Raw genomic sequence first — 12079 nt, 5'->3', positions numbered from 1 at the left:
TTTATATGATAATTTAATTAAATTCTGTATAAGTTATAATATATTAATTTTAGGGCATCTAAACAATTTGCAATCTCTCATTTTTAAGAACTTTTTAATAACATCTTCAAGTTAAATATTTAATTTTTAAACTAAATACAATTCCTTCCTGAGTGTTATAAGCGGTTGCTTCTCCATTATGTAACATCATGATAGATTTAACGATTGATAATCCTAAACCACCAGTTTTTGCTTTGGCATGTCGACTACTCTCAATTTGATAGAAACGTTCAAATAAATGCTTCAAATGTTGTTTGTCAATAAAAACATTTTTAGTTAATACTTCAATATCGATATGATTTTCCGTAGATTTTGTTGAAATCACAATGTCTTGATCTTCAAATCCATAATCAATCGCATTAATTATAAGATTAGACAGCGCTCTTTTTAACAAATCTGCATTAGCATATATTTGAATTCCCTTTTCTAACTCTAAAACAAATCTCATGAGCCTATCTTCAGCCAAGAATTCAAAATAGTGGACCAATTCTAAAATAAGGTTGGATAAGTCAATATTTTCTTTTTCGATAATATAATCACTGTGTTCAGAACGAGCGATGAACAACATATTGTCTATCATCTTACTTAGTCGTTCATATTCCTCAAGATGAGAATATAAAAGCTGCTCCAGTTCTTGTTGTGACCGAGATTGCATGAGCATAATTTGTGTTTGACCCATTAAATTATTTAAGGGGGTTCTTAGTTCATGGGCAATATCTTCAGAAAACCGTGCCAATTGATCATAATTAATTTGAATTTTTTCTAACATAGCATTCATTGCTGAACTGAGTTTATCAACTTCAACCGTAGTACTTTTAACTTCGATTCGCTGATGTGGTTGAGTACCCTGAATTTTATGTGTTTGCTCAATCAAGTTATTTAAAGATTTGAGTAAATACAAACCCACCCAACGTCCGAGTAGGCTTGCCATTACAATTCCCAATAAGCTATAGAGAATCAATTTCCATAAATATTGATCTAAAGTAGATTGAGCTTCATCAAGTTGTGTGCCAGCAATCAGTTGATAATGTTGATCATTAAAAACAACAGTTTTATAGGCCAAACGGGTTGTGGCAAATTCAGATTGATTATCCAGAAAGGTAATGGTTTTTGATTCGGCCATATCTGGAATATGGACTTTCAGTGGATTAATCTCAATTAAGGCTAGTTGCTGGTTTTTTAAGATTAAAAGATTATCTTCTTTTCCCAGCATATTTTCATACAGACGTGGGTGTTGAACTAAAATCTGAAAACTTTCTTGATCTTGTAAAAAAATTTCAATGCGTTCAACACGTGCAGTTAAATTCTGATCACGTTGTTTAGCTAACAGGTGCTGCATGTTGTGATAAGAAAGTAAACCAATAGCAAAAAATACAGTACAACAAATAATACTGAAGGAAATACTTAAGCGGGTTGTTAAACTCAGATGTCTTAGCTGATTTTTCATTTATTTATGCTTAAACGATATCCCATACCCCGAACAGTATGAATTAATTTGGGCTGAAAATGGTCATCAATTTTGGCACGTAAACGACGGATAGCGACATCCACCACATTGGTGTCTGTATCAAAGTTAATATTCCACACTTCAGAGGCAATTTGAGATCGGGTTAATAATTCACCTTGATGTTGCATTAATAAGTGTAAAAGCGAAAACTCTTTAGAGCTTAAGTCGATTTTTTGTTGGTTCCGATAAACAGTACGTTCAAGCCGGTATAAAATTAAATCTTCAACTTGATAATATTCAGACTCGGTTTTTACACTGCGTCTCAATAGGCTTTTGACCCGTGCTAATAGTTCAATATAAGAGAAGGGCTTAATTAAATAATCATCTGCACCTAGTTCTAAGCCTTTAACTCGATCCAGGACATGATCTTTTGCAGTCAGCATGAGTACTGGAATTTTAGAAAATGTCCTTAAGGTCTTTAATACTTGCCAACCATCAATTTCAGGTAACATGACATCTAAAATTACTAAATCAAAGTTTTTTTCTTGTAACAACGTTAACGCTGTTAATCCATCATGAGCAATACTGGATAGATAACCAGATTCATTTAACCCTTTTGCTAGAAATTCAGCAATTTTGGTTTCATCTTCAACAATAAGTATGTGCATCTAAATAATATTATATGGATTTGTCTGTTACTACATTACAAATTCGTAATCTGATTGTCATGCAATAATGACTTTATTTTATATAAGCTAGCTTATCTCTTAATTTAGCTTAATAGAAATGATGAAAAAACTTCTATTTATTCCGGTACTTCTATGTAGTTCAATCACATATTCAGCTCCTAAAACCAGCTATGTCATGGATTTAAACCTCGCCAATCAACTGGTCACCAATGTCATGCAGGCATGTAGCACTACTGCTAAACCTGCGGCTGTAGTGGTGTTAGATCAGGGTGGCAATGTCCTAGCAAGTCAACGGCATGAAACTGTGGGTATACATAATTTAATCGCAGCGCAAAGGAAAGCTTTTACCGCATATTCAAGCAAGGTGACTACCTTACAATTTATGCGTAATGCTCAGAAGAATGTTGATTCACAGAATTTAACCAGCTTACCTGAATTATTACTTTTAGGTGGAGGAGTGCCCGTAGTTTATAAAAGTCAGCTATTAGGTGCGGTTGGTGTAGCCGGTGCAGGTGGGTCAATTCAAGATGATCAATGTGCACAACAGGGTATAGAAATCACACTCAAACAAATTTAAATCAATTTAATTCAGGATAAATTCATATGAACAAGTTATTTTTATTCGCTGGCAGTTTATTTATTTCAAGTTGGGTAATGGCGCAAAATCCTTTAAGTGTGCATGTCCTTAACTTGGAAAGTGGATTGCCTTCACCCGATGTAAAAGTTACTTTGGAAGAACAAAAAAATGGAAAATGGATACAGATTTCAGAAGCTAAAACCAATGAGCAAGGTCGTGTAACCGCATTATTTCCAGAAAATAAAACTTTCGACAATGCCGTCTATAAAGTTACCTTCAAAACAGGTGAATGGTTTAAGAAAAATAAGCAAAATTCTTTCTTTCCAGAAGTTCCTGTGATTTTCCAGACCGATGGTTCGGTAAAACACTATCATATTCCCTTACTTCTTAGTCCTTATGGATATTCAACCTATCGAGGTAACTAAGCTGAGAAAAACAGAAGCTCTAACTTGTATAAGATTAGAGCTTCATGGTTAACACTATCGGGTTTATCGGAGACTTTGAATAGCCACCAAAATTCTAGACACACCTAACCATCTTTTGATGGGCCTTTTCATAATCTAATGGAGAACGTTGCTCATTGGAACCATGTCTTCGTTTTGAGTTATAAAACATTTCGAATGGGAGCTATAGGCTCCTATTCTTAACTTCACATAAATTATTTAGAATGTGGCTCTGCTCTCTGAATAGAGTTCATCTCATGTCTCACCAGGCTAATACGTTCATAAATCACTTTTCTCATTCTATTTACTGCACCGAGTGGTTTATGTTCAGGAAGTGAATGCCATGGTGAAAAAGAAAGGTTTTCACAAAATTCATTTTGTGCAGGAGTATCAAAAATTTGTTGAGGAATACGAATAGTTGCGACTTTATAGAAAGGAGCATCGCTTTCTTTCCATTCAGTCATTGAGTCCTCGACTGACATCTTATTTGATGTTCGAGGTTGTATTAAAAACTCCATGCAAGCATCATCTTTTTTTAAACTACTTTTGAGTGCTTCTCTTAAAAAATCATGGTTAGGGGCATGTGGAATAGCTTCTTTAACTGCTGAACATGCTTGAATAGAATATTTTACTGCTTCGCGATTTGGACTTATCCCTAACTGGTAAGGTGTCATAGACCAATACCTCGTATGCAAAGGATTTGAAATTTTCGTTTTTGAATTTAATGCAATCCAAGTACCTTTTGCACCCAATACAAAAGGAATATGCAGTTTTTTAAAAAAACGATCACTATTTATATCCTGCATTAACGACATATAGCGAACAGGATCATTCACAAAAAAAACAGGGTGGTTAATCATAATAAAATCTTGAGTGGATGCTTCATTATCTAAAAGCTTTTTTCCAGGGACTCCTAAAATTTTTATTGCTATGCCACGAGCATCTCGTTTAATGTCTGCTTGAGTAGAATCACTAGATCCATTAGAAAAGCGAATCCATGATTGATAGGTCTTTCCAGGAATAAAAATGCCTTGAGCTATATTTTTAGGAAGATTTTTATTTATCTTAAATTCTGCTTGTACACAACCATGTGCTTTGGAGTGCACATCTCGCAGAGCGATACCTGTTGCATATTGTTTTCGAACTGATGTTTCAATTAAATCTGCAATTGTTACAGCTGCGGTTGCTTCATTTGAAGAGAGATGTTCGCCCAAGCCATAATCTGTACTTGGATAGGTAATATCATTTGGAGAACTACTAGGTACAGTATTAGCATGTACAGTAGTGCATATACTGATAATAATCACAGGCTGTAACAGCCGACCTAAGCCTATATAACTTATTAGTTTTCTCATTGATAACTTCTTACTTAGAATAAGTATTACCTATAATAGACTTATTACGTTAGTCGAAAAAAAATATTCAACAATCACTTCTGGTAAGCCGATTACTATGCAACACAATTGAACAGTATAGAATGCCGGAAAACTATATTTGATCCAAAAATATTTCTCAAACTGGGAGGAGTGACCAAGGCGCAGCTATAATCTAATCATTAATAATAACATTAATTGATTGGGATCATAATTTCATTTCGTCTTAAGAACCATGGCGTAAAAGGAGGATTATATCGAGCCCATATAGCGTTTCCTATAGGTGTTAGACCCTTTGTATGCATCCATGCAATGAGTTTCAATTCATGACTGAGATAATTCTTTTCGCTCCAAGTTCCAGAGTATCGAACCACAGCCATACGTTGTGCAGGAAATTGACGTAATGTAATGCTGGCATCTTCTGGTTGCGGAAGCATATCTAATGTATACGCCTTCGGCATCATAAAGCTTATTATCCATTTGTTCTCAGCACGCTGTTGTTCGACGGGGGCAGTCATCTGTATTTTCTCACCTATCGGCTGTTGCGAAACTGGGGCGGTCATGGCGACCTTACGACGTGAAACGTTGCTACCCGAGATATATCGAAATAATTTCATAAATGCTTTATTACTGACTTGCTCCATATTGCCCTCTACAAGGGTTGTAGCAACAACGTGAGGAGCATATTCACGAAGCTCAAACTTATTTTCCTTCATTGTGACGACGTAACTCGCTTCTTCGATTGCCATGGCTTTTTGTATCCCAGTTATAATTAGAAATACTGCAACAATGATTCCCAGCAATTTTTTGATATGCATCTGCTCCTATTTTGAGTGTGCCCCTACAAAATTTTACGCCCTACTGGTAATAGATAAGATATTTTGCTTAAAACGAATGCAAGAATATTAATGAGATAAGTCTCTAAAACGATAGAGTCGATTGTGAATTCACCTGAATTAATAACACTGCTGCCAAAAATAATTCATCAATAAAAAAGCCTGTATTGGGTTTACCAATTATAAATACAATATTTTTGAGTTTTAGTTTAGAAGAATGATTGCTAAATCTAAACCAATGAGACTCGTTGTATTTTTAGACTTTACTTAGAGGGAATAAATACTTTTAATCTTCAACCTTATCACTGTTTAAATCGTTAGTTTTGGCCAAAAATATTCTCTGCTATAAACTCTAACTCGCCTATTTTATTGGAGTAGATAATATAAAACTATACCTACTTTTTGATCAAATTCAGTAAAATTTTGTGATAGGTGTTTATTGATGATGCCGCAGGAAAATTTCAGCATTTACGCTTCTGTGAATCAGCAACAGCATGAGGAATTAGAAAAGCAGAATAAACGTTCTCGTGCCAAGAAAAGTATGCCGAGTCGTAAAGCTCAGAAAGCTGTTATTGAACAAAGAAATTTAAATCCTTTGCTTGACTCTTGTAGTTAAAAGCAGAACATTTTAAATGATTTATCACATAGACATTTTAATTGGTGAATAACAGTTGTTATTCGAATAAGAGATTTTATGTCAAATAAAAAGCCTTATAGTCTCTCCCAAAACTATAAGGCTTAGCGGCTGTAAGTTTCTTCTTTTATCATTTACGTTCCGGTGTAATTTCGCTGTCTTTCGACTTTATTATCGTTGTAGTGCGGTTTATTGCCAGCTTTTCCTGCCAGCCTATTTATGCGAAACATGTTCTCAAAAAATTGATAAAGAAGATATACGTTAATATCTCTAATATGTGTACGATTTTACTTACAAAAATTTATTTTTTTAATAATTATCATTTACAAACAGTAGCTTAAATTTATCAAAAAAACAAAAATAGTGGAATTTTATAGTAAATCTTATCAGTTCTAGAACACCGCGAAACTGGGAACAAGGCCGTCGCTCCCCTACTGGGCTAGCAGTGACTTTAATCTGCGTTTTAGATGCACATCCAAGCGTAATTTAAAACTAAAGAGCGGAATAACGTCCTGTTCCTGATGTATTGATCATATGAATTTTCAAGTATGCGGTCTAGTAGCCCACATACTTGAATTAATGTGAGAAAATGCTTACAACGTTGGCTAAAAATTATCCCGGCTTTATCCGTAGAAATTGCGGGATATTATTTACCCTGGGAAGACTAGGGGCTGTTTTCATTTGATGTACATATTTCATTCTTCTTATCTATTCAATTAAAATATCTTCTATCTCCCTTCTAAAATTATGTTTTCCAACATGTCACGCAGAGTCATTACTGATGAAATTTGGGTGCAAATCCAAAATACCATGCAATTTTATGGCTGCTACCGTTCACGTAATAGCAAAAATATCATGGAAGCCATTTTGTGGAAACTTCGAACAGGTGCGCCTTGGCGTGATATTCCTGAGGATCTTTGTCCATGACAAACAACCTACAACCGTTTCAATCATTGGGCGAGTAAAGGGCTATGGGAGAATTTTTTTTAAACTACGAGGCATATTGGATAAAGAATGGGTCTTCATTGACGGAAGCTACATTCGCGCGCATCAGCATGCAAGTGGAGCTCGGCGTGGTGAAGATAGAGCAATTGGAAGATCAAGAGGCGGAGCGACTACAAAGATTCACCTTGCTGTTGATGCGCATGGACATCCGATTGATTTTGAAATCACTGGGGGTGAAGTCCACGACAGTCAAGTTGCAAGTGACTTGATTGAGTTGGTAGGTGAAGCCGACTATTTAATTGCAGATAAAGGTTATGATTCAGAGCATATTCGTGAAGTCGCTCGTAATCATCGGATGACTCCTATTATTCCAAGAAAATCAAACAGCAGAAAGCCAAACGTAGATTTTGATGACTATCTTTATCGCTTAAGGCATCTTATTGAAAATGCCTTTGCCCGATTAAAGCACTTTCGTGGTATCGCAACTCGTTTTGAAAAGTTAGCTCGTAATTATAAGTCCATGTTGTTCTTGGCTTGCTTGTTTATTTGGTGCAAAGCCAAATGAGGACACGCCCTAATATTTTTTGCGTAGCCCTTTAATGAAAAACTTTCAGCGCGTGCAGTTTCTCCTACCACTAAAACCATCAATTTAGGAGGTTTAGAGAATTGAGCTAGTTTTACTACATCAGCACCCCAATAAACGCTGAAGCATTGAAGACAAAGGTTTATGGTAATCAAGATTATTGATAAAAGCCTTTTATTTTTAACATGTACGTGTGATGTAGGGTGCTGAGCTGTTAACTATTCGCCCCTCTTGTTAAGCACGGTTTTTGAAATTAGCCAATAATAATGTCTACAAATGAAATAAATTTAACTATAATCAGCATGATAACAAAAAAGGATATACCTTGTGCGCCATTCTTATCATCTTGAAAAACATTACATCGAACGTGCGGGATGGTTGCGTGCAGCTGTGCTGGGGGCAAATGACGGGATTATTTCAGTAACAAGTCTCGTGGTCGGAATAGCAGCCAGTGGAGCATCCACCCATACTTTACTGGTGACTTGTGTTGCCGGATTAATATCTGGGGCCGCCTCGATGGCTGCAGGTGAATATATTTCCGTTAAATCACAACAAGACATTGAAAAGAATGATCTGGAGATGGAAGAACGTGAACTACAACGCCATCCTGAACATGAATTAAATGAACTAAAGAATATTTACATACAGCGGGGACTGCAACCCGCTTTAGCACAAGAAGTCGCGCAACAACTGACTGAACACAATGCTTTAGATGCACATGCTCGTGATGAAATTGGTATTTCAGATCATACCTCTGCCCAGCCCTTTCGCGCTGCATTCTCTTCAGCCATTGCATTTACTATAGGCTCATTATTTCCTTTAATTTCAATTATACTTTTGCCTGAGCAATACCTGGAGAAAGGCGTCATACTGATTGGGGTATTAAGCCTCGGAATTATGGGGGCCTTGGCCAGTTATGCTGGCGGTGCAAGTATTTGGAGAGGTTCAATTCGGGTCATGATTTGGGGTATTATCGCCATGTTATTCAGTGCTTGGATCGGATCATTATTTAATGTTGCGGTGGCGTAAGATCTCTTTTTTTATATAATCTGAACACGTCCAACCCCATGAGGGGTATAGATAATAGCTCTATAGAAATATTTGACATGCTTTATATCGATAAAGCATGTTGTTCTGGGTGAACAATATCGCTATTTTTTATAGTTTTAGATCTGAATCACTTCATTTTTTAAAAAGCATACTTTTTAATACATTATCTTTGAAAAGAAAATGGTGGATTAATGCAGCACAGGCATGCAAACCTACAATTACAATAAAAAAGTTACCTAAAAATTGATGTAATTCAGCAATAAATTTAAGATCTTTAACACTGCTTAAAAGTGGCAAGTTTAAAGAGAATACTTGGAAGTTATCAGTCAAACTCGATAATGCAAGCCAGCCCGCTATTGGAACGACACATAAACTTAAGTAAAGCGTAAATCTGACAATTTTAAATAATTTGATTTGATACGAACTAATTATCTCATTTTGAGGAATACTTCTTTTATAGATAAAAACAAAACTTAATCTCACGAAAAATAAAATAAATATTGAAATTCCACCTACGACATGAATCTGGCCCTGCAAGCCTGTTCTTGTTGGATCTCCACTCGTCAAATATACAATTACAACTAAAACAAAGGTAATCCAGTGCATTATTATTATAGGTTTTGGATAGTTATTGTTCATGATTTTTCCTGAATGTCAGATACTGATATTATATAAAATACAATCTAACTGAATTAGATATTAAAACTAAAATAAATAGCTATAAATTTTAAAAATATTATAAAATCAACATAATACAGCTTATAAGTCAGCATTCAGTGGCTTGCTTTATCTAGCTAAAGCAAGCCACCAACTTTTTTATGACCTCAATCCAATCAGCAAAACTGAATGGACTGGATCCGTATATCTATTTAAGTTATGTGCTGAAAAGACTGCCAACGGAGAAAATGAGCTAGATTGAAGAGCTGCTACCACATCACTGGAAGCTCGCCTAAAATTGAAATTAAGCAAGGGGTTCACCGGATGCTTATCCAGAAAATGAATTTTTACCTATTGCTGAATCTGCAATTTCAGAATAGATACTTTTTTGAATAACTCAAATGGGCGAATAACAGGATTGGTTAAAATATTATTATATCTTGATCGAATCAGTGATTTTTTGACAAAAAATACCTAATGGGGGCTGGTATGGACCCTATCTAATCATTACGATTTATTCAAATCGTGATCAATATTTATCAGGTAACCAAGTTCTCAGTAAAACCACTTTTTTACAGACTTTTATTCGACTGATTTGTTATGCTGTCAGATGATTTATTACCATAATAAGCAATCTGAAACCATGGATAGCAATAATAAAAAACCTAAACATTCAATTATCTGGCTCGAGCAGCCAGAAGCACATGATTATCCTGCTGCGAGGTCTTATTTGTGTTTGGTGTTGCATCCTTCACAGGTTGAAAAACTGGTGAGCCAGTTACAAGCCGAAACAGTAACTCAGTTTAAAGCCAAAGATATTTTTCGTGCAGCACAACTTCCACTCCTAGGTGAGCACAATTTTCATGTGGCACGTGATTTGAGCAAAATTGAGCAGAACAAAGCACTTTCACCTTTATTGTTGGTACGTGATTTAGGACGACGCCATTTAATTATCGCGGATGGTTATCATCGATTATGTGCGGTGTATCTGCATGATGAAGATGCCCTAATTCCTTGCCAGATTATTTCACTGACTGTACAAGATTTGGCAAGTGCATGACCGCTGCTAAAAAATTCCCGATTTCTGATGTGATTGCGGGATTATCTATCGCAGGTTTGCTGCTGCCTGAAGCAGTCGCATATTCCAATATGGTCAGGTTGCCACCGCAAAGCGGTTTGGTGGCGCTAGTGCTGGGTTTAGTACTTTATGGTCTGATCGGGAATAGCCGTCTTGCAATTGTGTCTTCGACATCATCTTCTGCCGCAGTCATGAGTTCAGGTTTGGCAACCATAGTGATGTTTTCTTCGCCAGAACGGGCAAGTCTGGCATATGCACTGGTATTTCTGTCGGGCATTTTACTGGTGATCGCAGGGTTGTTTAAGCTTGGAGATGTGACGCATTTTATTGCAAAACCGGTGCTGAAAGGCTTTTCCTTTGGCTTGGCACTCAGCATTGTGGTTAAACAGCTCCCTTCAGTATTACAGGTGCATCTCGAACATAGTGATTTTTTCCGTCAGTTGTGGGAAATGTTACAAGCTTATTCGAACTGGAACTGGCATGCTTTGATCATGGGACTCTGTGCCTTCTTCGCTCTACAATTCACCCAGCGCTATAAAACTATTCCAGTGGCTTTGTTGCTGATTATTTTAGGTATTAGTTTCAATGTGATGGGATATACCCAAGAATGGGGAATCCGTTCTGTTGGGCATTTTGAGTTTGTTCTACCGAGTGTTAGCTTACCTCATTTGAATATGAATAGCTGGTTGCAACTGGTAGAAATTTCGCTGGCAGTTGCTCTGATTATTTATGCCGAATCTTATACTTCAATTCGTACCTCTGCCCTAAAATACAATGATTCAATCCAGCCAAACCGTGACCTGATTGCATTGGGGGTGAGTAATATCTGCTCAGGATTGTTTAAGGGAATGGCGGTTGGCGCAGGCTATTCAGCAACTTCAGCCAATGAGTCTGCAGGAGCAAAAAGCAAAAAATCAGCCTGGGTGGCAGCACTGGCCGTGGTGATTTTTTTGCTATTTTTTCGCCAGTATATTGCCAATATTCCTGAACCAGTTTTAGCAAGTATTGTGATGTATGCAGTAAGTGGACATATTCGTTTTGCACCATTTAAGCAGTATTTTATTTGGCATAAAGATCGGTTGTTGTCGATTATTGCGATTTGGGCGGTGATTATTTTTGGGGTGCTCAATGGTTTATTGATTGCGGTGATTGTGAGCGTTTTAATGTTATTGAAAAGCTACTCTGTCCCTCGAATTGCATGGCTTGGACGTCTAGATGGTGGGCATGATTTTGTTGACATAAACCGTTTTCCTGAAGCTGTAGCACCTTATGCTATTTTAATTGCACGGCCTGATCATCCCATGTTTTTTGCCAATGCAGAAAAAATCTGTCATGCGATTCTAAAGAAGGTTTCTGAGCAAAATTATAAACATGTGATTTTGAATCTTGAAGAATGTCCAAGCCTTGATAGTACCAGTATTGAAGAGTTGCTATCGTTGGCTGAGCATTTGCAAGAGCAGCGGATTGACCTGCAACTGGCACGAGTACGTCGTTCAGTCGCACAAACCTTATTGTATGTAAACAGTCCATTATTTCCCCAGTCTAGTTATCATTCACAAAGTGTCGATGATGCCGTACATCAGTTAGAAAGCAGCCCTTCAGCTGCGACTTAATCAGAGGGAGTTTGTTCAGTGAGTAGTTAGGTTTGGTAACTCAACTAATGACTCTGGTAACACCTTTTTCAAGTCAATTTCTTATCCGTTATTCAGGGTGATTTAGGGCGTGTCC

11 protein-coding genes and 3 pseudogenes are annotated in these 12079 nt (G+C 36.7%); 8 read left to right on the top strand and 6 right to left on the bottom strand.

Translation table 11 applies throughout. The features are described from left to right. Positions 1-106: 106 nt before the first annotated feature. Together HLH14_RS13570 and HLH14_RS13565 are read right to left on the bottom strand one after the other, a co-directional pair. A complete protein-coding gene (locus HLH14_RS13570) occupies positions 107-1486 on the bottom strand; it encodes a heavy metal sensor histidine kinase (protein ID WP_067723135.1) in 1380 nt (459 codons plus the stop codon). Beyond that, positions 1483-2154 carry a heavy metal response regulator transcription factor gene (locus tag HLH14_RS13565; RefSeq protein WP_131271960.1) on the bottom strand — a complete coding sequence of 224 codons (672 nt, stop codon included), beginning with the start codon at positions 2152-2154 and terminating at the stop codon, positions 1483-1485. The genes HLH14_RS13570 and HLH14_RS13565 overlap by 4 nt, the downstream gene beginning before the upstream one ends. 121 nt (positions 2155-2275) lie before the next feature. Between HLH14_RS13565 and HLH14_RS13560 the strand changes: the two genes are divergently transcribed. Continuing rightward, positions 2276-2752 carry a GlcG/HbpS family heme-binding protein gene (locus HLH14_RS13560; protein WP_235942470.1) on the top strand — a complete coding sequence of 159 codons (477 nt, stop codon included), beginning with the start codon at positions 2276-2278 and terminating at the stop codon, positions 2750-2752. 26 nt (positions 2753-2778) lie between these two features. Beyond that, positions 2779-3177 (top strand): hydroxyisourate hydrolase, encoded by a 399-nt coding sequence (uraH, locus tag HLH14_RS13555; protein WP_044109712.1) that lies wholly within the window; start codon positions 2779-2781, stop codon positions 3175-3177. A 233-nt stretch (positions 3178-3410) separates the two neighbouring features. Here uraH and HLH14_RS13550 read toward each other — a convergent pair whose 3' ends face one another. Next, positions 3411-4550, bottom strand: coding sequence for a catalase family protein (locus HLH14_RS13550; protein ID WP_171533257.1), 1140 nt, complete (start codon positions 4548-4550; stop codon positions 3411-3413). Positions 4551-4762: 212 nt separating this feature from the next. Continuing rightward, entirely contained in the window at positions 4763-5386 is a 624-nt protein-coding gene (locus HLH14_RS13545; protein ID WP_214645438.1) for an SOUL family heme-binding protein, read from the bottom strand. Positions 5387-5846: 460 nt separating this feature from the next. Between HLH14_RS13545 and HLH14_RS13540 the strand changes: the two genes are divergently transcribed. Next, entirely contained in the window at positions 5847-6020 is a 174-nt protein-coding gene (locus HLH14_RS13540) for a hypothetical protein (protein WP_171533249.1), read from the top strand. 777 nt (positions 6021-6797) lie between these two features. Continuing rightward, positions 6798-7548: pseudogene (locus tag HLH14_RS13535) on the top strand (IS5 family transposase). A 14-nt stretch (positions 7549-7562) separates the two neighbouring features. On the opposite strand, the pseudogene HLH14_RS16290 reads toward HLH14_RS13535, so the two are convergent. Next, positions 7563-7646 (bottom strand): annotated as a pseudogene (locus tag HLH14_RS16290) (hypothetical protein); the annotation flags it as partial. Positions 7647-7893: 247 nt separating this feature from the next. Between HLH14_RS16290 and HLH14_RS13530 the strand changes: the two are divergent. Beyond that, positions 7894-8595, top strand: coding sequence for a VIT1/CCC1 transporter family protein (locus HLH14_RS13530; protein WP_067723150.1), 702 nt, complete (start codon positions 7894-7896; stop codon positions 8593-8595). A gap of 153 nt (positions 8596-8748) precedes the next feature. Here HLH14_RS13530 and HLH14_RS13525 read toward each other — a convergent pair whose 3' ends face one another. Beyond that, positions 8749-9255 (bottom strand): cytochrome b, encoded by a 507-nt coding sequence (locus HLH14_RS13525; RefSeq protein ID WP_067723151.1) that lies wholly within the window; start codon positions 9253-9255, stop codon positions 8749-8751. 179 nt (positions 9256-9434) lie between these two features. Here HLH14_RS13525 and HLH14_RS13520 point away from each other — a divergent pair. The 3 genes and pseudogenes from HLH14_RS13520 to HLH14_RS13510 all read left to right on the top strand — a co-directional run. Continuing rightward, positions 9435-9530 (top strand): annotated as a pseudogene (locus tag HLH14_RS13520) (transposase domain-containing protein); the annotation flags it as partial. A 386-nt stretch (positions 9531-9916) separates the two neighbouring features. Continuing rightward, positions 9917-10333, top strand: a complete 417-nt coding sequence (locus HLH14_RS13515; protein WP_171533256.1) for a hypothetical protein — start codon at positions 9917-9919, stop codon at positions 10331-10333. Beyond that, entirely contained in the window at positions 10330-11964 is a 1635-nt protein-coding gene (locus HLH14_RS13510; protein WP_171533255.1) for a SulP family inorganic anion transporter, read from the top strand. Before HLH14_RS13515 ends, HLH14_RS13510 begins: the two co-directional genes overlap by 4 nt. Positions 11965-12079: the final 115 nt, after the last annotated feature.

Source organism: Acinetobacter terrae, from assembly GCF_013004375.1.
In the GTDB taxonomy this organism is placed as follows: domain Bacteria; phylum Pseudomonadota; class Gammaproteobacteria; order Pseudomonadales; family Moraxellaceae; genus Acinetobacter; species Acinetobacter terrae.
This window is presented reverse-complemented; position numbering and strand designations above follow the sequence as displayed.

What these genes read in the sequence shown, in the direction of transcription:
- HLH14_RS13570 (WP_067723135.1), bottom strand. Translation starts at nt 1,486, where the DNA reads ATGAAAAATCAGCTAAGACATCTGAGTTTAACAACCCGCTTAAGTATT.
- HLH14_RS13565 (WP_131271960.1), bottom strand. Translation starts at nt 2,154, where the DNA reads ATGCACATACTTATTGTTGAAGATGAAACCAAAATTGCTGAATTTCTA.
- HLH14_RS13560 (WP_235942470.1), top strand. Translation starts at nt 2,276, where the DNA reads ATGAAAAAACTTCTATTTATTCCGGTACTTCTATGTAGTTCAATCACA.
- uraH (WP_044109712.1), top strand. Translation starts at nt 2,779, where the DNA reads ATGAACAAGTTATTTTTATTCGCTGGCAGTTTATTTATTTCAAGTTGG.
- HLH14_RS13550 (WP_171533257.1), bottom strand. Translation starts at nt 4,550, where the DNA reads ATGAGAAAACTAATAAGTTATATAGGCTTAGGTCGGCTGTTACAGCCT.
- HLH14_RS13545 (WP_214645438.1), bottom strand. Translation starts at nt 5,386, where the DNA reads ATGCATATCAAAAAATTGCTGGGAATCATTGTTGCAGTATTTCTAATT.
- HLH14_RS13540 (WP_171533249.1), top strand. Translation starts at nt 5,847, where the DNA reads ATGATGCCGCAGGAAAATTTCAGCATTTACGCTTCTGTGAATCAGCAA.
- HLH14_RS13525 (WP_067723151.1), bottom strand. Translation starts at nt 9,255, where the DNA reads ATGAACAATAACTATCCAAAACCTATAATAATAATGCACTGGATTACC.
- HLH14_RS13515 (WP_171533256.1), top strand. Translation starts at nt 9,917, where the DNA reads ATGGATAGCAATAATAAAAAACCTAAACATTCAATTATCTGGCTCGAG.
- HLH14_RS13510 (WP_171533255.1), top strand. Translation starts at nt 10,330, where the DNA reads ATGACCGCTGCTAAAAAATTCCCGATTTCTGATGTGATTGCGGGATTA.